This is a genomic window from Cellulomonas marina, from assembly GCF_900111925.1.
Taxonomy (GTDB): domain Bacteria; phylum Actinomycetota; class Actinomycetes; order Actinomycetales; family Cellulomonadaceae; genus Cellulomonas; species Cellulomonas marina.
The window spans coordinates 75,972-97,851 of the sequence record NZ_FOKA01000004.1; the positions used below are offsets into that span (position 1 = coordinate 75,972).

The 21,880-nt window shown below is 73.5% G+C and carries 16 protein-coding genes; 4 read left to right on the forward strand and 12 right to left on the reverse strand.

The features are described from left to right. Nucleotides 1-54: 54 nt before the first annotated feature. The 4 genes from BM048_RS05720 to BM048_RS05735 form a co-directional block, all read right to left on the reverse strand. A complete protein-coding gene (locus BM048_RS05720; protein WP_090031441.1) occupies nt 55-798 on the reverse strand; it encodes a hypothetical protein in 744 nt (247 codons plus the stop codon). Nucleotides 799-825: 27 nt separating this feature from the next. Beyond that, nucleotides 826-1,686 (reverse strand): glycosyltransferase, encoded by an 861-nt coding sequence (locus tag BM048_RS05725; RefSeq protein WP_090031442.1) that lies wholly within the window; start codon nt 1,684-1,686, stop codon nt 826-828. A gap of 153 nt (nt 1,687-1,839) precedes the next feature. Beyond that, the gene (locus BM048_RS05730; RefSeq protein WP_090031443.1) at nt 1,840-2,649 is read right to left on the reverse strand and encodes an SDR family NAD(P)-dependent oxidoreductase; all 810 of its coding nucleotides are present in this window, start codon (nt 2,647-2,649) and stop codon (nt 1,840-1,842) included. A gap of 27 nt (nt 2,650-2,676) precedes the next feature. Further along, entirely contained in the window at nt 2,677-3,714 is a 1,038-nt protein-coding gene (locus BM048_RS05735) for an NAD-dependent epimerase/dehydratase family protein (protein WP_090031444.1), read from the reverse strand. A gap of 173 nt (nt 3,715-3,887) precedes the next feature. On the opposite strand from BM048_RS05735, the gene BM048_RS05740 reads away from it, so the two are divergent. Together BM048_RS05740 and BM048_RS05745 are read left to right on the forward strand one after the other, a co-directional pair. Next, on the forward strand, nt 3,888-5,018 hold the full coding sequence (locus BM048_RS05740; protein ID WP_175499334.1) for an acyltransferase family protein: 1,131 nt from the start codon (nt 3,888-3,890) through the stop codon (nt 5,016-5,018). A 271-nt stretch (nt 5,019-5,289) separates the two neighbouring features. Continuing rightward, a complete protein-coding gene (locus BM048_RS05745; protein WP_090031448.1) occupies nt 5,290-6,867 on the forward strand; it encodes an HNH endonuclease signature motif containing protein in 1,578 nt (525 codons plus the stop codon). A 48-nt stretch (nt 6,868-6,915) separates the two neighbouring features. Here BM048_RS05745 and BM048_RS05750 read toward each other — a convergent pair whose 3' ends face one another. The 8 genes from BM048_RS05750 to BM048_RS05780 all read right to left on the reverse strand — a co-directional run bounded on the left by BM048_RS05750 (nt 6,916) and on the right by BM048_RS05780 (nt 19,363). Then, a complete protein-coding gene (locus BM048_RS05750) occupies nt 6,916-7,113 on the reverse strand; it encodes a hypothetical protein (RefSeq protein ID WP_090031450.1) in 198 nt (65 codons plus the stop codon). An 88-nt stretch (nt 7,114-7,201) separates the two neighbouring features. Further along, nucleotides 7,202-8,242, reverse strand: coding sequence for a glycoside hydrolase family 6 protein (locus tag BM048_RS05755; protein WP_175499336.1), 1,041 nt, complete (start codon nt 8,240-8,242; stop codon nt 7,202-7,204). A 242-nt stretch (nt 8,243-8,484) separates the two neighbouring features. Beyond that, nucleotides 8,485-10,728, reverse strand: a complete 2,244-nt coding sequence (locus BM048_RS18415) for an acyltransferase family protein (RefSeq protein WP_090031453.1) — start codon at nt 10,726-10,728, stop codon at nt 8,485-8,487. Then, a complete protein-coding gene (locus BM048_RS18420) occupies nt 10,725-12,854 on the reverse strand; it encodes an acyltransferase family protein (protein ID WP_090031455.1) in 2,130 nt (709 codons plus the stop codon). The genes BM048_RS18415 and BM048_RS18420 overlap by 4 nt, the downstream gene beginning before the upstream one ends. A gap of 7 nt (nt 12,855-12,861) precedes the next feature. Further along, nucleotides 12,862-14,634, reverse strand: a complete 1,773-nt coding sequence (locus tag BM048_RS05770) for a glycosyltransferase family 2 protein (RefSeq protein WP_175499338.1) — start codon at nt 14,632-14,634, stop codon at nt 12,862-12,864. A 317-nt stretch (nt 14,635-14,951) separates the two neighbouring features. Next, nucleotides 14,952-15,362: an FKBP-type peptidyl-prolyl cis-trans isomerase gene (locus BM048_RS05775; RefSeq protein WP_090031458.1), complete on the reverse strand. Its 411-nt coding sequence runs from the start codon at nt 15,360-15,362 to the stop codon at nt 14,952-14,954. A gap of 56 nt (nt 15,363-15,418) precedes the next feature. Then, complete coding sequence (locus BM048_RS17720) at nt 15,419-18,199, reverse strand: hypothetical protein (protein WP_139224320.1); 2,781 nt, start codon at nt 18,197-18,199, stop codon at nt 15,419-15,421. A gap of 300 nt (nt 18,200-18,499) precedes the next feature. Continuing rightward, nucleotides 18,500-19,363, reverse strand: a complete 864-nt coding sequence (locus BM048_RS05780) for a Bax inhibitor-1/YccA family protein (RefSeq protein ID WP_090031459.1) — start codon at nt 19,361-19,363, stop codon at nt 18,500-18,502. Between the two features lie 275 nt (nt 19,364-19,638). Between BM048_RS05780 and BM048_RS05785 the strand changes: the two genes are divergently transcribed. Both BM048_RS05785 and BM048_RS05790 read left to right on the forward strand, forming a co-directional pair. Then, complete coding sequence (locus BM048_RS05785; protein WP_090031461.1) at nt 19,639-20,673, forward strand: ABC transporter ATP-binding protein; 1,035 nt, start codon at nt 19,639-19,641, stop codon at nt 20,671-20,673. Then, a complete protein-coding gene (locus tag BM048_RS05790; protein WP_090031463.1) occupies nt 20,670-21,545 on the forward strand; it encodes an ABC-2 transporter permease in 876 nt (291 codons plus the stop codon). The genes BM048_RS05785 and BM048_RS05790 overlap by 4 nt, the downstream gene beginning before the upstream one ends. Nucleotides 21,546-21,880: the final 335 nt, after the last annotated feature.

Here is a 21,880-nt window from a genome sequence, read left to right on the forward strand (position 1 = left end):
GGTGCGTACCCCTGCGGGTCCGACTGGTGACGGGAACGGCCCGGACCGAGGCTCTCACTCAGCTCCGCGGCGGCCGCGTCGGATGCGCTCGCGCCGCGGTGACGCCCACGGCTGCAGCAGGCCCGCCGGCCGCAGCAGCGCGATGGCCAGGACGAGGCTGCCCGTCGTCTCGAGCGCCTCCTCCACCAGCATCTTGCCGACGTAGCCGGCACGCTGGACGTCGCCGTCCCACTCGAAGGCCTCGAGCACCTGGGACGTACCCCACAGCGCGGCGACGACGACGAGCAGCGCGAGCGTGCGCCGGTCCGTGCGCCACAGCCGCCGCAGCAGCAGCACGGCGAGCACCACGGCGACCACCCCGAGCGGCGCGTAGAGCACCTGCCAGTCGACGCCGAGGTCCCGCTCGAGGGTCTCGTGCAGCGCGGCCCACTCGTCGGCGGCCATGAGCAGCGCCCCCGCCGCGACCCACGCGTACAGCCGGCTGGACCGGACCGCGGCCGGCACGGCCACCGCCGCGGCGGCCAGCAGCATCATCGCGCTCCACGCCGCCGGGATGGTCCGCTCGTCGTCGGGCGACAGGCGGTACGGGACCGTCCACGGGCCCGAGGCGGTCAGGTACGCGACGGTCGAGGCGGCGATGACGGCCATCGTGCCCGCCACGGCCGCGAGGACGAGCAGCCCGACGAGCGCCTGCCGGCGCGAGGACGCGGCGGCCAGGCCACGGGCGCCGTCCGGGTCACGGGCGTCGGTGCGGGCGGGGGCGTGCGCGTGCGCGTGAGCATGGGCGTCGGCGGCCATGCCCGACCGTAGCGGGCGCGGGCGCCCCTACGGCAGGCTCGCGCGCAGGGCCCACCCGTCCGGGGTGTTCTTCAGCGGGTGCACGGCGAACGGGCGGCGCACCGCGACCTCGTCGGGCGTCAGCGGGACGGGCGGCTTGTACTGCACCCACCAGGAGTCCAGGACGTCCCACAGCTCGTGCAGCTCGTGCCCGACGGACTTCGTCCCCAGCGCCAGCAGGTAGTCCTCCTCGTAGGTGAGGAACGGGTAGGGCGCGTCCATCCCGGCCAGGAAGCCGGAGTCGCGCAGCGCGCGGACGGTGTCGAGGGACATGGCGAAGACGCCGGCCTGCACGCCGGTGCCGGGGCGGTAGCCGTTCGCGACGGCCGCGCGGTACGCGCCGCGCCACCAGGGGTAGCCGACGCGCAGGCCCTTCTCCGTCTTCTTCGGGCCGATCGGCCAGCGGACGTCCTGGAGCATGCGCTCGCGGGACCACCGGTGGTCGCGCGGCTGGCCGCTGGGCGCCACGTCGACCGCGCCGACGATGCCCGGGCGCGCTGCAAGGTGCGCCGCGAGGCGGTGGGCGTCGGCGGTGGCGACGACCCCGTCCGGGTCGCACTTGACGACGATGCCGGGGCCCGTGGTGGCGTCCGCGACCTCGCGCAGGACGGAGAACAGCGTGCGGCTGATGCCGTGGTAGCCGTTCTTGGTCGGGTTGCTGCTGAGGTCGAGGCCCAGCTCGTCGCGCACCGCCTCCAGCTCCTCGCGCGTGCCGTCGGTGGTCGCGTCCTCGCGCAGGAAGATCCGGCTGTCGGGGTACAGCCGGCGGATGCGCCGGAGGCTGTCGATCGCCATGGCCGCCTCCCCCGGGCCGGCCACCATCGCGAAGTGCACCTGCTGCTCGCTCACGCTGCTCCTGCCGGTCGTCGGGATCTACGCCCATCGTCCCGGCTGGGCCCGGCCCGTGGTGCCCGACGAGGTGTGCCGTCGACCACGGCCGGCGACGGCCGCCGGGACGCTCGTGCGGCGGCCGGTCGGCGGAAGCGCGTGGATCGGGCGGCGTTACGGCAGGCGGAGGGTCCGCAGGTCCTGGGCGACGATCTCGTCGACCTGCGCGAGCAGCGTGTCGGGGGTGTCCGCGCCGGCGCGGACGAAGCGGCCGGACAGCGCGTCGAGCTGCCCGTCCGCGAACGCGACGACGAGCGCCGACACCTCGTCGAGCGAGGTCCACTCCGTGCGGTCGTCGTGCACGGGCATGCCCGCCGTCATGTCCGTGCGGACGACGCCGGGGGCCAGGTCCAGGGCGCGGATGCCGCGGTCGCGGAGCTGGTGGTCGAGCATCGTCGTGAGGCGGGCGAGCGCGCCCTTGCTGATGCCGTAGCCCGTGTACGCGCTCATGGGGCGGTGGCCCGAGCCGGAGTTGATGTTGAGCACCCGGCCGGCGCCGCGGGCGAGCATGGCCGGCAGCACCGCGTGGGTGACGAGGACGGGGCCGCGGACGTTCGTCTCGACGACGCGCCAGACGTCCTCGACGTCGTCCTGGTCGAAGGGCAGCTCCGCCGCCTCGATGACGCCCGCGTTGTTGACGAGCAGGCCGATGCCGCCCTGCTCGGCCAGGCCGACCTCGGCGCGGGCCACCGCGTCCGCGACGGCCGTGCCGTCGACGAGGTCCGCCGCCGCGACGACCGCTCGTCGCCCGGCCGCCCGGACCTCCTCCGCCACCGCCTCGAGGTGCGCGCGCGTGCGCCCGACGAGCGCCAGGTCGTAGCCGGCGGCCGCCAGCCCGAGCGCGATGCCGCGGCCGATGCCCCGGCCGGCGCCGGTGACGAGGGCTGTGCGGGGGGTCGTGCGGGGGGTGGTGACGTCGCTCATGCGCCGCAGGCTGTCACAGCTCGGCGCTCAGAGCTTGCGCGGGCGCAGCGGCGGGGAGGCGTGGCCGGCGCCGTCGGCCATGCCCTGCAGCGCCTCAGTCACCGCCTCGAGGCCGGTGTGCGCCGGGCGGAAGTCGAGCTCGCGGACGGCGCGGGTCGTGTCCATGAGCGGCACCCCGAGCGCCATGTCGAGCCAGCCGGGGCCGGCGGGGACGACGCGCGCGTGCCAGCCCAGCGACATGGCCGTGCGGGCGACGTGCGGCTCGACGTCCCTGAGCTCGCCCTTCGACACGACCGCGGCGACGTCCTTGCCGTGCACGATGCCCGAGCCGGCGATGTTGAACGCCCCGCGCGCCTGCCGGACGACCGCCTCGCGCAGCGCGTCGGCGAGGTCGTCGGCGTGCACGGCCTGCAGGCGCAGCCCCGTCGGCCACGGCAGCACCGGCGCCTTGCCGGCCAGCCAGCGCTTCGGCACGAACGGGCCCAGGAAGTAGCGCACCTGCTCGTGCGCGGCCGCCCGCTGGAACACCAGCGCCGGCCGCACCCGCGCCACGCGCAGCCAGGGGTGGGCGGCCTCCGCCTCGTCGAGCAGCCGCTCCACGGCCGCCTTGTCCACGCTGTACGACGACGAGCGGATGCCGTCGGTGGGCCACTGCTCGTCGCGCAGCACGTCCCCGGGACCAGGGCTGTACGCGCCGACGGACGAGGCCACCACGAGGTGCGGGACGCGTGCGGCCGCGACCGCGGCGATGACCCGGCGCGTGCCGACGACGTTGACGCGGCGCAGGTAGCCGCGGTCGTGGCTCGGCTGGATGGCCCAGGCGAGGTGCACGACGGCGTCGGCCCCGCGGATGACGCGGGCGAGGTCCTCGACGACGGGCGCGTCGGCACCGTCGGCGGCGAGGTCGAGCGCCGTCCAGCGGACCGTGTCGTAGGGGCGCGGGACCCGGCCGCGCGGGACGCGTCGGACGACGCCGTCCACCACGGGGACCGAGGCGTCGTCGCGCAGGCGCCGCAGGAGCGCCGTGCCGACGTTGCCGCTTGCTCCGACCACGACGACTCTCATGGCGCACACGCTGGCATCCCGCGGGCGTCGGCGCATCCGTTCGGGGGCGGAAGGCCTGGTAGTCCCGTCACAGGCGGCGCGGCGGTGCCGATGGTGGCCGTGTGCCTGCTCTCACCGTCCCTCGCCGCCGGACCGGGCCCGTGGCGGCGCCGGCACCTGGGATGATTCCGGCCGTGACTGCCGGAGGTGGCGCGCGCGTCGGATGGGTCGACGTGGCGAAGGGTGCGTCGGTGGTGCTCGTCGTGCTGCACCACGTGCTGGCGCAGCTCGTCGCGCTCGGGCTGGCGCCGGCGGTGCTCGTCGAGACGAGCCGGCTGCTCGGCACCGTGCGGATGCCGTTGTTCTTCCTGGCGTCGGGGCTGTTCGTCGGGCGGGCGCTGGCGGGGCCCTGGGGCCGGCTGCTGCGGCGGCGGGTGGCGCCGCTGCTGTGGATCTACGTCGTGTGGGTGCTCGTGCGGTACGTGGTGTTCTCGCTGCTGGCGCACGGGGTCGGCGTGGCGGCGTGGCCGCCGGTGGGCGTGGTGGCGGCGCAGCTGGTGCAGCCGGCGTCGGCGCTGTGGTTCGTGTACGCGCTGGCGCTGTTCACGGTGGTGGCGCGGGCGCTGCGGCGGGTGCCGGCGGGGGTGCGGCTGGCGCTGGCGGCGGGGCTGTCCGCGGTGGTGGGTAGCGGCGTGGTGGAGGTGGAGTCGTACGCGTGGCGGTCGATGGCGACCTACGCGGTGTTCTTCCTGGTGGGGGCGGACCTGTCCGAGGGCGTGCGGCGGGCCGCCGCCGCACTCGACGCCCGCGGCACGGTGGTGGCGGCCGCGGTGGGGGCGGTCCTCGGCGGGGGTGCGCTGGTGCTGGCGGACCTCGTGCGGGACTCCGACCTCGCGCTCGACGAGGTGCCGGGCGTGCGGCTGGGCGTCTCCGTGCTGGCGGTCGCCGGCGGCGTGGCGCTCGCGGTGGCGGCGGCGCGGACGCGCGCGGGCGGGCGGCTGCAGGCCTTCGGGACGCGGACCCTCGACGTGTACCTCGTGCACGGGCTGGTCGTCGGGGTCGTGCTGCACGCGGCGGGTCCGTGGCTGGGTCAGGTGGTGTCCGGAGGATCGGTGGCTGCCGGGCTGGCGCTCGCGGTGCTGGTGACGGCGGGGGCGGTGCTGGCGTCGCTGTCCGCCGGGCGCGGCCTGCGGCGATGCGGTGCGGGGTGGCTGTTCCGGCTGCCGGAGCACGTGGCGGTGCCCGCGGTGCTGCGGGTGCGGCGCGGTGCCGGGCGCGTGGCGGCGGCCGGTAGCGCGGAGGTGTCGCTCGCGACGATCCGGTGATCGCGCGGCCCGTCCGTCGCTCCTGGTGACTCGTCGGCCTTCGTGTTGGGCGTGTCCACAACGAGAGCCGGCCAGCGGTGGCTGCTGGAGAAGCGGGCGTGTCGGTGGGCTGCGGCACGCTGTCCCGGAGCAGGCGTGCGCACTGTCGGCACTTCTCTTTCTGTCGGGTGACCTGCGAGAACACCCGATCGTGGCATCGCGGTCGGAGCACGCATCCCTCTAGGCTCTAGTACAAGAGTTCTACCGCCGCCGCTGAGGGAGGTGCCCGCTCGTGTATCAAGACCTGCTGTCGTCCTTCGAGGCGGTGCGTGCCGCCCTGGGTGCGGTGAGTGCGCAAGCCGGTCAGGCGGGGGCGTTGAGCGGCCCGCAGCGGGCGCACGTGCTCTCGCTGTTCCAGGCGGTGTCCGGTGCGGTGGCGGGGGCGCGGTCGGCGTGGATCGCCGCGGACTCCAGGCTGCGCGTGCCGCGCGACGGGGACAAGGGCCCGGCGGAGGGCATCGCCGGGCGTGACGGGGTCGGGCTGCCCGAGGCGCGCCGACAGGTGCGGCAGGCCGAGGCCGTGGAGGTGGTGTCCTCCTTCGCGGAGGCGGTGGCGGCGGGGTCGCGGTCCGAGGCGCACCTGGACGCGCTGGCCGGGGTGCTGGCCGAATCCTCGGCCAAGGTGCGGAACGAGTTCGGGTCGCCTCTGGTCCAGGCCGAGCTGACCGATCTGGCCGGGCGGGTCGACCCTGGCACGTTCCGCACCAAGGTGCGGCAGAAGGCCGCCGAGATCGACCCGCCCGCGGTGGAGTCCCGGTTCGAGGCCCAGCGGCGGGGCCGGCACCTGCACCTGAGCGACACCGAGATGGGCACGCGGATCCAGGGATGCCTGGACCCCTCGGCGGGGGTGGCGCTGCGGCGGGCGTTGGAGCTGACCCGGCAGATCCCGGGCGAGGACCGCACCCCCGGGCAGGCGCAGGCCGACGCCCTCGAAGCCCTCGCGCGGGGCGCGCTGGCGGAGAAGAAGGGCGGGGTGACCGGTGCGTCGGTACGCCCGCACCTGACCCTGGTGACGGACCTGGACACGTACACGTCGATCGTCGACGCCCTGTGCGAGCACGAGACCGCGCGCCTCGACGTCGACTGCGTCCCGAAGGGCGACGAGCACGCCTCGGCCGGCGCCAGCACCGACACCCACGCCGCCTCTGTTGGTGGTGGGTCGGCTTCCGCGGTCGCCTGCACCGAGGACCTGCCCGACGTGGACGTCCTCGGCGCGGCGCTGACCGGGCGCACGCCCGTGGTCGACGAGGACGGCCACGTGCTCGCCGCCACCGCGGTCGCACGGACGCTGTGCGACGTGGGCACCGCCGCCCTGGTGATCGGGCCGGACGGGCAGCCCACCGACCTGGGGCGCGAGGAGCGGCTGTTCACCGGGCACCAGCGCCGCGCGGTCATCCTGCGCGACCAGGGGTGCGCGTTCCCCGGGTGCGAGACACCGGCCCGCTGGTCCGAGGTCCACCACATCCGCTGGTGGGCTCGCGACGACGGGGAGACCAGCGTCGACAACGGCGTCGTCCTCTGCGGACGGCACCACCACGAGGTGCACCGCGCCGACCTGACCATCCGACGACTCGTCAACCCCCACAGGCGACCACGGTCAGGACGCGTGAGGGCGACCGAGCTGCAACCGGCCCGGTACGAGTTCCGCGCACCCGACGGACGGATCGTCGGCCACCAGCGGAGCCATGTCAGGCCGACGCTCGTCGCGCCGCCGCCTGTCGCGGGCGTGCTCCACGTCGCCGCGTCAGGGGACGAGGAGGCGGACCTCGACGGCTCGTGGGCACCCGCACGAGCGCACGCCGTCGGTTAGCGGCCGGACCGCCACCTCGAGGCCGCTACGTGTGTCCCGGCTCCGGCGTCACCAGATGAGGAGCGCGCCGGCGAGGGCCATGCACAGGCCGAGGACGCCGACGCCGGCCGTGACCCAGAGCGGTGGGCGGAGGGCGACGTCCTCGTCGTGCACCAGCTCGGGACGGGCGAGCCGGAACAGCAGCGTCAGCGCCGTCACGAACGCCACGGCGCCGCTGCCGAGCAGGAGCCATCCCAGGACCGTCACGCACCCCAGCCTGCCGGATCGACCGACCTGCCCGGAACACCCGTGGCCGGGACCGGACGGGGGCCGTGCCGGTCGGTCGACGCGCTCGTCAGGCAGGGGGGCAGGCGACGACCAGGGGGAAGGGGGCCGGGTCGCGGCCGGCGGCGGTGGCGACGAGGTCGCGGGCCTGGTCCGGCCACCAGGTGCCGGCCGGGGGGCCGCCGTTGCAGGTGCCGTCGGAGTGGCCCGGGTGCTTGATCCAGAGGAGGGCGTCGAGGGCGACGTCGGGGACCCGCTGCGTGGGGGCGCCGATCGCGCGGCCCGGCGGGTTGCACCACTGGCCGTTGTGGCCGGCGCCGTTGCGGGAGGTGTCGACGACGAAGTGCCCGCCGCCGAGCAGCTCGACGACGCGACGGCCGTAGGTGACGTTGTCGGCCGTCGGGTAGAAGTTCGAGGTGTTGAGGGCGAATCCGGCCAGGTTCTCGACGCCGACCGCGCGCAGGCGGGCGGCGGCCGTGGCCGCCGGCATCCAGCGCGCGTGGCCGGCGTCGACGTAGACGCGGGCGCCGGCGGCGGTGAGGTCGGCGGCGGCCTGGCGGAGCAGGCGGAGGCGGGTCTCGCCGTCGCCGCAGCGGTCGACCATGGCCAGGGCGTCCGGCTCGAGGACCACCCACACGTCGCCGACGAGGCCGGTCGCGACGGTGCGCACCCACGCGCCGTAGGCCTCCGCGCTCGTGCCGCCGGCGGAGTAGGACCCGCAGTCGCGGTCGGGGATGGCGTAGAGGACGACGAGGGCGGTGCGACCCGCGTCGCGGGCGGCGGTGGTGTAGCGGAGGGCGTCGGCGCGGGCGACGGCGGGGTCCTTCTGCGTGAGCCAGCGCGCGGTCGGGGTGAGCGCGAGGGGCGCGAGCTGCTCCTTGGCGGCCCCCGTCGCGGCGCGCCAGGCGGCGTAGGCGCTCGTGGCGGTGTCGACGGCGAAGGTGCCGTCGTCCTGCGCGCGGGGGCGGACCTCCACGGTGACCTGCCGGGCGGCCACGGACCCGTCCGTCACGGAAGTGCCGGTCGACGTGCGGGCTGACGCGCCGGTCGCGGCGGCGGCGGGGGCGACGAGCGTCGTCGAGGCCGCCACGAGCGCGGCGGCGAGGGCCACTCCCCCGCGTCCGGGCCGGGACCGGCCGGCCAGGGGTCGGGTGCGTCGCACCGGGCGACCGGGTCGGGCGAGGCGCACGGGGGACCACCGTCGTCGAGGGCTGCGGGCGGCGTCGTCGGGACGCCGGGGACGCCCCTCCCGATCGTCCGGCGCCCGGTCGGGGTGAGGTGCGGAGGTCGCCGGACCGCTGACGGCAGGACGGGGGGCGACGAGCGGCGGACGTCCGGCACGCCGTGACCCCGTCAGGGGGCCGTGGCGGCGGTGACGGCCTCGTCGGACGGCGGGACGAGCGGCGTGAGCAGCGGCGCGAGCCACCGGCTCCACGCCGCCGTGATGTGCGAGGCGTCGCGGTAGACCAGGAGGTTGCCGACCACCGCGGGGCAGGTGCGGTCGGTGCAGAGCCACTCGAGGGGGTCGACCGTGGGCACCCCGAGGCCCGCCGCGGCCGCGGCGACGGCCTCGCGGCGCTGCTCGTAGGGCACGACGTCCTCGCGCGGGACCGCGCACGCGCCGACGTCCGCCAGGTGCCCCGCCAGGCACTCGGGGACGTCGATGCCCGGGTACGGGGTGTCGAGGAGGAGGACGACGGGCAGGCCGGCGTCGGTGAGCCGCGCGAGGGTGCGACCGGTCGCCTCGCCCCACTGGCCGGAGCCGACCTGGTCGCCGGGGACGGTGTCGGACTGGGAGACGACGACGAGGTCGGGCGCCAGGGCCACCACCCGGTCGACGGTGGCCTGCCGCCACGCGTCGCACTCGGTGTAGTCGCGGCGCAGGTCGGTGTTGAACAGGGGCACGTCGGCGACCGGGCACGCGGCCTTCGTCCACGCGCGGACCTGCCAGCCCGAGCCGGCGGCGGCGGTGTCGAGGGCGGGCAGCCACTGCTGGGCGTGGGAGTCGCCGAGCAGCACGACCGTGCGGTCGCCCACGACGGCGCCGTACACGCAGGCGGGCTGGTCGACCTGGTCGTAGGCGGCGTGGCAGCCGTCGGACGACGAGACCGGCTGGTCACCGCGCGCGACCGCGAGCGCCGGCGTGAGGTTGGAGGGCAGGTCGGTGACGCCGGTCGCGGTGGCGATCGTCGCGCGGACGGCCCGGACGTCGGCCGCCGCGACGGGTGCGGCCTGCGCGGCGGCTCCGCGACCGACGACGGTGGGCAGGGTGAGGTGCACGGCCAGCCCGGCGACGAGGGTCGTCGCCAGCAGCGCGGCCCCCGCGGCCAGCCAGCGGCGCGGGCTCACGTGCAGGGTGCGCAGCGGACGCTCGACGAGCCAGTACGACAGCACCGCGAGCCAGAGCGTGAGGACCGCGAGCTGCAGGTTCGTCGTCCAGCCGAGGGTGCGGCTGAAGAGCTGCGGCACGAGGACGAGGGCCGGCCAGTGCCACAGGTACCAGCCGTAGGACACGGCCCCGATCCCCTGCAGCGGCCGCAGCGCGAGCAGACGCTCGACGGCGAGCCGGGGACCGGTCCCCCGCACGCCGACCGTGCCGGCGGCGATGACCGCCGCGGTGGCGAGGACCGGCAGGAGGGCGGCGGTGCCCGGGAAGGGCGTGCGGTCGGTGTAGGTGACGCCCGCGGCGACCACGCCGACGAGGCCCGCCCAGCCGAGGACGGTCGACGCGAGCGCGGTCGCCGCCGCGACGCGGCCGTCGGACGTCCCGGCGCGGGTGCCGGCGCGGGCCAGGGCCCCGGCGCCCAGCGCGAGGAGGCCGCCGACGCCGAGCTCCCACGCGCGAGTGTGGAGGGAGAAGTAGGCCAACGGGCTGCCCGACCCGACCGCGCGGACGGACGCCAGGAACGAGGCGACGACCACCGCGGCGAGGACGACCCCGAGCGCCAGGGGGAAGACCGTGCGGCGTGCCGACGTCGCGCGGGCGGACCTCGTCGCGAGGAGGGCGCAGGCCGCGACGAGCAGCGGCCACAGGACGTAGAACTGCTCCTCCACGCCGAGGGACCAGTAGTGCTGCAGCGGCGACTCGGGGCTGCCCACCTGGCCGTAGTCGACGCCGTCGGCGGCGAGCGCGTAGTTGAGCACGTGCACGCCCGCGAGCGCCGCGTACCGGGCGAGCTCCGGCAGGCCGAACACCGGCCCCCACAGGCGCGCGACGACGAGCGTGACCAGCACGACGAGGGTCGCCATCGGCGCCAGCCGTCGCACCCGCCCTGTCCAGAAGCGCGCGAACCGCACGCGGCCGTGCGTCCGCACGTCGCGCAGGAGGTGACCGGTGATGAGGAAGCCCGAGACGACGAAGAAGACGTCGACGCCGACGTAGCCGCCCGCGAAGCCCGGCACGCCCGCGTGATAGAGCACGACGAGCAGCACCGCGACGGCGCGCAGCCCCTGCACGTCCCGGCGCCACGTGCCCGCGGGGGTGGGGGCGGTGCGACCGGCGGTGGCGGGGGTGGGAGCGGTCGTCGGCGCCGGGCCGGTCCTGCTGGTGGCCGCGCGGGCGAGCGGCGGGGTGAGCGTCTCGGCGGGGGCGGTCACGCGGTCTCCTCCAGGCGGGTGTCGACGACCTCGCCGAGGACGGGGGCGAGCAGCGCGCTGTAGGTGGCGGTGACGTGCGAGGAGTCGCGGTAGGTCATGACGTCGCCGACGACGGGCGGGCAGGCGACGTCGGTGCAGAGCCAGGGCGTCGGGTCGACGGTGGCGACGCCGCCCGTCGCCAGGGCCTGCGCGAGGGCGCCGTGGCGGTCGCCGAACGGCGTGGAGCCCTTGACCGTCTGGATGCAGGCGCGGGCGTCGTCGAGGTGGCGGCCGAGGCAGTCCGGCACGGACTGGGCGCGGTAGGGGGTGTCGAGCACGTAGAGGACGCGCTCACGCTCGACGCCGATCGCGGCGAGCCCGGCCAGGGTCCGCTCGGACCACGTGTCGTTGTCGACGTCGTCGCCGACGACCGCGTCGCTCTGGGAGACGACGACGAGGTCGGGGTCGAGCGCCGCGACGCGGGCGCGGGTCTCGTCGCGCCAGGTCGTGCACTCGGTGTAGGCGCGGCCGAGCGGTCCGGCCCACGCGTCGAGCTCGGCCACGGGGCACGCGGACTTCGTCCAGGCGACGAGGCGCCAGCCGCGCTCCTGCGCGCTGCGGTCCAGCGCCGGCAGCCACTGCTGGGCGTGCGAGTCGCCGATGAGCACGACCGTCCGGTAGCCCGCCGGGTCGCCGTACCGGCAGTCGGGCTGGTCGACGACGAGCCAGTCCGCGTGGCACCCGTCGGTGGTCGACGCCGGCTGGTCGGTGACGGCCTCCGCGAGCGTGGGCGTGAGGTTGGCGGGCACGGCCCGGGTGTCCAGGGCCTGCTCCAACGTGGCGGCCAGGCCGCCGGCAGCGGCCTCGTCGAGCCGCAGGGGCGCCACGGGAATCCCGGGCCCGACGAGGGACGGCAGCGTCACGAGCGCGACGCCGGCGGCTGCCACGGAGGACGCGACGAGCGCGCCGCCCGTGGCGAGCCACCGGCGCACGGGCCAGCGGGTGCGCTGCAGCGGGCGCTCGACCAGCCAGTACGTCATCGTCGCGAGCCAGAGCGTCACGGCCGCGAGCTCGAGCAGCACCCACCACGGCAGGTCCCGGCCGTAGACGGTGGGGACGAGGACCATCGCCGGCCAGTGCCACAGGTACCAGCCGTAGGAGGCGGCGCCCAGGCCCTGCAGGGGGCGCAGGCCGAGGAGGCGGCCGGCGCCGTGCCCGCCGGCGGCGATGACCGCGGCCGCACCGAGCACGGGGACGAGCGCGGCCGAGCCCGGGAAGGGGGTCGTCGCGTCGAAGAGCAGCGCGCCGGCGAGCACCGCCGCGAGCCCCGCCCACGCCAGCACGCGCGCCGCCGCCACCGGCAGGCGCGCGACCCGCCCGGCGCCGACCGCCAGCAGCGCGCCGACGCCCAGCTCCCACGCCCGGGTCTGCAGGGAGAAGTAGGCCAGCGGCGCGTTCGTCGCCGTCGTGCGGACGGAGACCAGCAGGGACACCGCGACCACGAGGACGAGCCCCACGGCGGCCGCGCGCCGGCGGTGGCGGCGCGGCACGAGCGCGAGCAGCCCCAGCAGCAGCGGCCACACGAGGTAGAACTGCTCCTCCACCGCCAGCGACCAGAAGTGCTGCAGCGGCGACTCCGGGCCGTCGACGTGCTGGTAGTCCACGCCCTGCGCGGCCAGCCGGTAGTTGAGCCCGTTGACCCCGGCCAGCAGCGCGTCCCACGCGATGGACGCGATGCGGAACGGCGAGCCCCACAGCCGGGCGACGACGAGCGTCGTCACCACGACGAGCGTCGCCAGCGGCAGCAGGCGGCGGGCGCGGGCCGCCCAGAACCGCGCGAACCGGATGCGGCCGTGCTCGTCGAGGTCGCGCAGCAGGTGGCCGGTGATGAGGAAGCCGGAGATGACGAAGAAGACGTCGACGCCGACGTAGCCGCCCTCCAGCCCCGGCACGCCCGCGTGGTAGAGCACGACGACGAGCACCGCCAGCGCGCGCAGGCCCTGGACGTCCGTGCGCCAGCCGGGGCGGGTGCGGCGGTGCGGGGTCGGGTCCGCCGGTCCTGCGGGGTCGGCGTCCGCGCCGGGGGGCGCGGGGGCGCCGGCCGGGCGCTCGCCGGCGGGGGCGCGGGTGTCGAGCGCGAGCGTCACGCCGGGCTCACGGGGTCACCGCGACGGGTGCGGCCGCCGGGACCGCCGGGGTGACCGGCTCGGCGAGCGTGACCGGCGCGGCGAGCGTGACCGGCTCGGCGCCGGCGGCCGTCAGGGCCGTGACGGGTGCGGGCGCGAGCGCTGGGGCTGCTCGTCGGGCGGCGCCGTCGCGGAGGCCCGCAGCGACGAGCGGCCACTGGACGTACGCGCTCAGCGCGGCGAGCAGCAGCATCGCCCACAGCGGGCCGAGGCCGTAGGTGAGCACGCCGTGCACGAGGCCCGTCCAGAGCAGCGCCTGCGTGACGGCGACGGTGAGGGTGGCGGTGCGCACGATCGTCGTCGCCAGGGGCGTGCGCCGGCCGACGCCGCCCGCGGTGCCGGTCGCCACCCACTCCTTCGTGCGGCCGCTGAGCACGTGCGCGATCGCGACGGCGTGCGCGAAGGAGTACAGGATCTGCACGCGCAGCACGTCGATGCGCCAGCGCCCGCGCATGACCAGCGGGTTCACGACGAGCCAGAGCGCGACCGCGCCCAGGAGCCAGACGGAGTTCATCGGCTCGATCCAGGCGGGGAACGCCCAGAGCATGACGAGCGCCGGCAGCGGCGCGACGAACGCGTTCACCCCGGTGGAGATGTAGTAGAGGAAGCCGGCCCAGAAGCACAGGCGCTGGCGCAGGGACAGCGGCGTGCGGTCGTGGAAGGCCGGGTCGGCGAGCAGGGACATCGAGCCGGTGCACCAGCGGTACTGCTGGGTGACGAAGCTGCGCACGTCCTCCGGGCACAGGCCCTTGGACACGACGACCGGCACGTACCGCACGACGTAGCCGGCGCGCAGGAGGCCGATGCCGGTGTGCACGTCCTCCGAGTGGCCGATCTGGGCGAACCCGCCGGCGTCGCGCAGGGCCGAGCGGCGGTACAGCGCGCAGGTGCCGACGCAGATGGCGGCGTCGGAGGCGTCGCGGGCGGGCTGGATCCAGCGGTAGAACATCTCCTGCGTGGCGCCGGCGCAGCGCTGCAGCCAGCCCATGCCGCGGACGGCGTCGAAGAACTGCGGCGACTGGACGATGCCGACGCGGGCGTCGTCGAGGTAGGGCACGAGGTCGTGGAGGTAGTCCGGCCGCGGCACGAAGTCGGCGTCGAGGACGGCGATGACGTCGCCGTCGCTGTGCTCGTACCCGTAGCGCAGGTTGCCGGCCTTCTTCAGCCGGCCGCGGTCGGGTCGCACGTGGTACTCGAAGCCGTGGGCCTCGGCGAGCGTGCGGACCTCCGGCCGTGCGGCGTCGTCGAGCACGAGGACCCGCAGCGGGCCGTCCCAGACCAGCGCCGCGACGTGGCGGTAGGTGTTGGCGAGGACGTCGAGCGGCTCCCCCGCCGTCGGGAGGAACACGTCCACCGACGGCACCACCGCCGGCGACCAGGACCGCACGAGCGCCTCGTGCGAGGCCAGCGACACGCGGCGGCGCCGGCTGCCGGAGACGAAGGAGACCGCCATCGTCACGCCGAACAGCGACAGGGGGACGAGGAAGAGCAGCAGCCGCTGGTCCGCGACGGAGAACTGCGTCGCCGACACGGCGATGAGCAGGAACGACACGCTCTGCAGCACGAGGAGCCAGCGGTGCTGCCGGCCCAGGTACCAGGTGCGCTCGGCGTCGGTCGGCGGGCTCGGCAGCCGCCACGCCGCCTCGGTCGCGTCGATCGCGTCGATGGCGTCGGGCACCGAGCCCGTCGCGGTCGCGACGGGCGTCGCGCCCGTCGTGGTGCCCTCGAGCGTCGCGGTCATGCGGTCGGCCTCCCTGGCGTGCAGATGCCGGCCCGTCATCCGGACGGAGGCACGACGTCACCTGTCGGCGCCGCGCCTACACCCGTTCGGATGCCGCCGCGACCCGTGAGCACGCTAGGGGGACCCCCTCTCCCGGGGGAAGAGCGGTCGGCGTGACGTTCCCGACGACCTGCGTGAACGCCCGGTGACCGCCGTCCGACGACCAGCTCCCCGGACGCGCCGCACCCCCGCTCCGGCAGGCCGGGCGGGGGTGCGGTCGGGCGTGCGGTCGGGCGTGCGGTCGGGCCTGCAGCCGGTGCTGCTGCTGCAGACCGGGCTCAGCGGGAGGTGCCGACGATGTCGACGACGAAGACGAGCGTGTCGCCGCCCTTGATGCCGGCCTGCGGCACGCCGCGGTCCCCGTAGCCGAGGTGCGACGGGATGGACAGCAGCACCCGGCTGCCGACCTGCTGGCCGACGAGCCCCTCGTCCCAGCCGCCGATGACGGCGCCGACGCCGATCGGGAAGCTGATGGAGGAGCCGCGGTCGTAGGAGTTGTCGAACACGGACCCGTTCCAGGACTGGCCCAGGTAGTGCACCTCGAGGTCGTCACCGGCCTCGACGAGCTCGCCGTCGCCGCGGCTGAGCACCACGACCTCGAGCTCGCTCGGCGCGTCGGCGGCCGGGAACGTCAGCGTCGGCTTCTCGCCGAACTGGCCGGTGGCCTCGGGCAGGCTGGCTGCGGACATGGGGGCTCCTCGCTGCGAACTGGATTAGGTACGGCCATCCCGGCCGCTCAAGAAAGTTACCCTCTTTTGAGCAGCCCTGCTACACCACCCGCGACTATAGCCGCCAGACCAAGTACCACCGCCCGCGCAACCCCGAAGATCAGCTGCAAGCGTTGCCCCGTAGTGGTGTCGTCGATGCGCCAATATTCGGCCTGGCGGCCTCCGATGGCCGGGACAGTTGCGTCCACAGCGTAAAAGAACGCGTTGAAGCATGGGTAAGAATCCGAGCATCGCTCGGAACTGACTATCGGAGTTTGCCCGGCGACTAAAACAGGGTCTGCTGCACCCGCGTCCACCGCCGAAGTGATGACATTTGTTGGGACGAAGTGGCTGCGACCCACGAACGCGACGCCCGACATCAATGCGAGGAGCAGAACAGTAAGCAGTGCCGCCCGAAACGGGTAATGACCAAAACCAGTCGTCACGCGAAGAACGACCGCCCACAAACTTCTGCCCCGACGCCTGGCCTCCGAGACTTCTAGGAGGCGGCGAGCTTGTTCAGGCCGACCGCCGGATGTGAATAGACGCGCGAAGGTCTCGGACACCTCAAGCGCGCCGTTCGGTTGCTGGGTCGACCGGATAAAATTTATCGCACTGTTCCAGTCGCGCATCAGGAAGCCGAACACGTCCTGCGTCGAGACACCGGTAAGGTCGATAGCGTATGGCGCTCCACCTGGCGCAGCCAACTCCGAGTCGAAGATGAGCGTCTTGGCGGAGCCATGACGAAAGTCAACCATGCCCAATGCGATGCCATCGCCCGTGCCGAAGTTCCTCCACGCAGGGTCGAGCGACTCCTTTGCAGGACTCCGCCATACGGTCGTCACGGAAACGAAAGCTACACTCCCAACCACGACCGACTCCCGAAGGCTTACACGCTCGCCCGCCGTGCGAAGACCAGACAAGTCGAGGTCCCCCTGCACATGGCAGCGATCCGCGCTTACAGCGTCGTCATTCTCGTTACGGGACCAGATCTTGGCATCCCGCAGAACTATAGATCCTTCGACCCGCATTGCACGTAGCGACAGACCTTCTAGACAGCGCACCTCGTTGAGAAGCACGTCCCCCCCAGCCACGCAACCGTCGAGAAGGAGACGACCGTAGTGGCCCCCCTCTAGGTGCATCGGACCCATGACCTCGGCGTGACCGAGGTCAGACGTCCCCCCTTCGGCTCTCAAGCCCGAGAAGAAGATGCCACCGCCGACGACGCACCTATTCAATAGGATCGACAAGTCGCTATTGTCTGCCGCCTTGATTATGGTTTCTGAGTCGCCGCTGATCTGGCCACCGACACGGGTGGCGGTCAGCCTCAGTGCACCCCAAATGACACGACAAGCCGCGAGGAGAATGCTCCCCTCGATGGCCGCGCCTTCGATCCTGATGCCCTGCCTCGACTCTGATCCAACGAGCCCAATGGTCGCGCCTTGCAGATCAAAATCTCCGTCCAACCGTGCGCCGTCTGCGACCAGACCACCTTCGCAAACTATATGCCGAGCCGCAAAATCGCCCTGCAGCCGAAGGCCTGAGCACTCAATCGCCACGCCATTCGGACCCGCCCCGAACCGCGTCCACGGGCTGAATTGCATCAGCGCGCCAATACTTGCGTTTCGCGCCCGAAGAGGGCCAGTTAGATTGCAACTGGCGCCAAAATATGCTCCGCCCACGATGGATGCTTGTTCCATATCCATGCTCGGCCCGCCCGCCCCGCCTTTGCCGAGATGCAGGTCCTCCGCCTGAAGCAGCGCGCCGATTTTTGCTCGGCCGAACTGCACGGCGCCAGAGGATTTCAGCGAGGACAGTACGACGCGTCCGATGACGTCGATGTGACGGGCATCTACGCTGTCGCCTGCAAGATTCTGGTGCAAGTCTCCACCGATGGCGAGAGTCGGACCGACGTGCGCATAGGATGCGTCGAGGTGGCCCTTAGGCAGGCTAACTTTCTGTGCCTCAAGTGTCCCGGCGAAACGCCCTCCCGACACACTGATCGACCCGTGAGCAAGCGCTATAGAGTTGAATAGAGCCTTGCCCTCTACGCGGCAGCTCTCGGCGGTGACGGAGCCCATGCCACGGATGCCGGTCAGATCGAGATCGCCTCCCACCCTTGCCCGATCTAGGGCGACCGAGAAGGCTTGGTCCTCAGGGCCGTTAACAATCATCCTGTCTAGGCGAACTTGCCTAGAACATTCCACCCCGGTTAGGTCGACCGGGCCGTGCTCCGAGCGAAGATCGGACGCCACTAAGTGCCCGTCTACTTTCAGCCCATCGCCAATAATTGCCGCGGTTGCATCTCCCCGCGAATTTATCCAACTGCCACTGAAATCGGCGGCCCTAGAAAAATGGGCTTCCTGAATTCTTAGCGCGCCTCCGACCAAAGTGGTTTTGCGCATGAAGAACCCGTCCTGTACGCGCGACCCCTGCAAGTCGACGGCGACGCCTTCATCACTACTTCCCCAGATTGCGGCGTCATTGAGTGCAAGCTGACCCGATATCTCACTATACCCTAAAAGAAGCGCTCCACGGTGGACAAAAATGTTGTCGAGCCGAAGCGAACCAGCGACCTCAACCGCCTCTGCTAACAGAGCGAATGGATGCCCGTTTTGAGCTAATAGACGGGACTGACGAAGGTGCAGGTCTCCGTCGAAGCGCGCGCCTTCGATTGTGATCGAGTCGCTAAATATACAGCCGTGCAATCGGACGGGATGTGCCACGCGGCGATTCGCCAAATTGAAGCTGCCCTGAATGACTGCTCCAACCAGCGTGAGCCCGAACGGCGACGGCTGTGTCCCCGGTTCGGTCAGCACGCGCTGCAGGAGATCGGCGCTGAGTATCCGGCTTCCCTCAGAGAGACCTCGGACATCGACGGCTTCGCCGCTTCGCAGAGCATGCTCCAAGACGTGACTTGTCAGTCCTGCACGAATTGTCATTCTGCGTCGCTCCCAACCGGCGGCAGCGCGGGTCGCTCGCCGAGCGCGGCGTTCCGCGATCCGGTCAGCAGCCTATCGGGCCGCGATCGGGGGAGCCTGATCGGCGGAACACGGCGCATGCAACACGCGCGCTCGCCCTGATATTGGCAGGGCGAGCGCGCGTCGCTGATCAGATTGTCAGTCGTCGCCGCGGAGGATGGCGATGAGGCGCAGCAGCTCCAGGTAGAGCCAGATCAGCGTGACGAGCAGGCCGAACGCCGCGGACCACGAGTACTTGGCCGGGACGCCCTTGCGCACGCCGCGCTGGATGGAGTCGAAGTCGACGATGAGGCTCATGGCGCCCAGCACGACGGCGATGAGGCCGACCACGAGACCGAGAGCGCCGGTGCGCAGGTTGCCCACGCCCGTGAGCGAGAGCACCACGTTCACGACGGCGAACAGCAGGTAGCCGACGAGGCCGACGAGCAGGACCTTCTGGAACTTCGGCGTCACGCGCACGCGGCCCGAGGAGAACAGGAACAGCGAGGCCGCGAAGACGCAGAACGTCGCGAGGACGGCCTGCACCACGATGCCCTGCCACTGCGCGTTGAACAGCGAGCTGATCCCACCGAGGAACAGGCCCTGCGCGACCGCGTAGATGCTGATGAGCGCCGGGCTCGGCTCGCGCTTGAACGCGTTGACGAGGCCGAGCACCAGCCCGACGACGGCACCGCCGAGCCACAGCAGCACGCTGCCGGACAGCCACGAGACGGCGGCCGCGGCGACGAGGACGGCCAGGAGGCCGCCCGTCTTCACCAGCACGTCGTCGTAGGTCATGCGGCCCGTGTCACGGGTCGTGGCGGTGGGCGCCTCGTACATCGCGTCGAGCGTGCGCGCGTCCGCGGCCTGGGCGCCCTGCGCGCCCAGCGTCGCGGTGCCGCCCCCGCCGAAGGGGTTGGCGCCGCCGAACGGGCCGGCGCCGCGGACGGAGGAGTCGCGACCGGGCCGCTGCTGGGCCGGGTCGCGGAAGATCGGCGAGTTGCTGAAGACGGGGTTGCTCATCGGTGCTCCTGGTCATGCGGCCGGGAAGGGGTCGTGCTCCGGTGTCAACGTACGGGACCCCGCGCGCGTTCCCCATCGGGGACGCCCCTGAGAGCGACCCTCAGCACCCGTCCGGGTGCGCTCGGACGCCCGCCGACCCCGGTCGGGGTCCGTCTCGGGGATGAGCCCTGGTCTTACCCTGACCTGCGCGGATCCGTCCTCGGACGGGTCCACCGGCACCCCGCCAGGCCCTAGGTTCGCAGACGACCACGCACCGACGCCCCCAGGAGAGCGACATGATCGAAGCCCAGGGCCTCACGAAGGTCTACGGCAGCAAGAAGGCCGTCGACGGCATCTCCTTCTCCGTCCAGCCGGGACGCGTGACCGGCTTCCTCGGTCCGAACGGCGCCGGCAAGTCGACGACGATGCGCATGATCGTCGGGCTCGACCGGCCGACCGCCGGGACCGTGACGGTCGACGGCCGTCCCTACGCGTCGCTGCGGTCCCCGCTGGCCGAGGTCGGCGCGCTGCTCGACGCGAAGGCCGTGCACACCGGGCGCAGCGCCCGTCAGCACCTGCGCGCCATGGCCGCCACGCACGGGATCGCGACCACCCGCGTCGACGAGGTCATCGAGATGACGGGCCTGCAGACCGTGGCGGGCAAGCGGGTCGGCGGGTTCTCGCTCGGCATGGGCCAGCGGCTCGGCATCGCCGCGGCCCTGCTCGGCGACCCGCGCACCCTCATCCTCGACGAGCCCGTCAACGGCCTGGACCCCGAGGGCGTGCTGTGGGTCCGCAACCTCGTCCGGTACCTGGCCGCCGAGGGACGCACGGTGTTCCTGTCCTCGCACCTCATGAGCGAGATGGCGCAGACCGCCGACCACCTGCTCGTCATCGGGCGCGGGCGGATCCTCGCCGACGCGCCCATCGCCGACGTCGTCGCCGCCGCCACCCGGCAGACCGTGCGCGTGCGGTCCCCGCAGGCGACCGCGCTCGCCGAGGGGCTGGCCGCCGCCGATGTGCAGGTCCGAGCCGTATCGCCGGGCCTGCTCGAGGTCGAGGGCCGCACCGCCGAGCAGGTGGGCGAGCTCGCGGCCGCCCGCGGCCTCGTCCTGCACGAGCTGACGCCCGTCACCGGGTCGCTCGAGGACGCCTACATGAACCTCACGGCCGACGCCGTCGAGTACGCCACCCACGGCACGCCCGACGGCGGCACCGGTGCGGATCGCGCCCCCGAGCTGGTGGACGTCCTGTCCGCCACCGCCGGCAGCACCACCACGAGCAGCACCACCACGAGCAGCACCACCAGCACGGACGGAGAGGCCCGATGAGCACCGCCACCGCCACCGCGACGACCGGGGCGCTGCCGCCGCGCACGGTCACCGCACGTCCCGTCACCTTCGGCCGCGTCCTGCGGTCGGAGTGGATCAAGCTCTGGTCCCTGCGCTCGACGTGGTGGACGGTCGTGCTGACCGTCGTCGCGTTCGTCGGGCTCGTCGCCGCGATGAGCGGGATCGTGCGCCAGATCGGCGGCGACGGACCCGCCGACCCGGCCACGGGCGCGGAGCTCAGCGCCTCCTTCGTCTACTCCATCGCCGTGCAGCCGGCCTCGCTGGCCGCCGTGACGCTGGGCGTGCTGGCGATCACCGGCGAGTACACGACGGGGATGATCCGCTCGACGTTCGCCGCCGTGCCGCGCCGTCTGCCGGCGCTGTGGGCCAAGGCCGTCGTCGTCTTCCTCGTCATGGCGGTGACGGCCCTCGTCGCCGTGGCGCTCGGGTACGCCGTGTCGACGCTCATCCTGTCCGGGCCGGGCCTGGCGCTGGACCTGGACCTCGCGGAGTCGTGGCGGGTGCTGCTGGGGTCCGTGCTCTACCTGGCGACCGTCGCCCTGTTCGCCTTCGCCATCGGCGCGATCATCCGGCACTCCGCGGGGGCGCTGGCGACGATCTTCGGCCTGCTGCTCGTCGTCGAGAACGTCGTGGCCGCCATCCCGTGGGAGCCGCTGCGCTACGTGCGGCCGTTCCTGCCGGCGAGCTCCGGGGCGCGGATCACGCTGCCCGACGCGGCGCAGGGCATCTACGCCAACCCCGACGCGTACTGGCTGGACCTCAGCATCGCCGAGTCGTTCGGGATCCTCGTCGCCTGGACCGTCGTCCTCCTGGCGATCGCCGCCGTCCTCATGCGCCGCCGCGACGCCTGACCGGCCGCTCCTCCCCGACGCCCTCCCCTCGTCCTCCTGCGCCACCGCCCGTCACCGCCCGTCACCGCCCGTCACCGCCCGGTGAGATGCCACTCCCGGACGCGGTGGCGGGCGGTGCCGCGTCCGGAAGCGGCATCTCGGTGAGGGGTGGGCCGGACGCCGGGGCTCATGGGCGGGCGGGTTAGGGTCGGGCGCCGTGACCTCCTCGACGACCGGCTCCGCCACGCCCGGTTCGACCTCGCGCAGCTCGGCCTCGTCCGGTCCCGCCTCGTCGGGTCCTGCCTCGTCCGGTCCTGCCTCAGCCGGTCCCGCCTCGCCCGGTACGCCGCCCGGTG

Bases quoted from the DNA above. Each gene is read 5' to 3' on its own strand.
- BM048_RS05720 (WP_090031441.1), bottom strand. From the start codon at position 798: ATGGCCGCCGACGCCCATGCTCACGCGCACGCGCACGCCCCCGCCCGC.
- BM048_RS05730 (WP_090031443.1), bottom strand. From the start codon at position 2,649: ATGAGCGACGTCACCACCCCCCGCACGACCCCCCGCACAGCCCTCGTC.
- BM048_RS05735 (WP_090031444.1), bottom strand. From the start codon at position 3,714: ATGAGAGTCGTCGTGGTCGGAGCAAGCGGCAACGTCGGCACGGCGCTC.
- BM048_RS05770 (WP_175499338.1), bottom strand. From the start codon at position 14,634: ATGACCGCGACGCTCGAGGGCACCACGACGGGCGCGACGCCCGTCGCG.
- BM048_RS05775 (WP_090031458.1), bottom strand. From the start codon at position 15,362: ATGTCCGCAGCCAGCCTGCCCGAGGCCACCGGCCAGTTCGGCGAGAAG.
- BM048_RS05780 (WP_090031459.1), bottom strand. From the start codon at position 19,363: ATGAGCAACCCCGTCTTCAGCAACTCGCCGATCTTCCGCGACCCGGCC.
- BM048_RS05785 (WP_090031461.1), top strand. From the start codon at position 19,639: ATGATCGAAGCCCAGGGCCTCACGAAGGTCTACGGCAGCAAGAAGGCC.
- BM048_RS05790 (WP_090031463.1), top strand. From the start codon at position 20,670: ATGAGCACCGCCACCGCCACCGCGACGACCGGGGCGCTGCCGCCGCGC.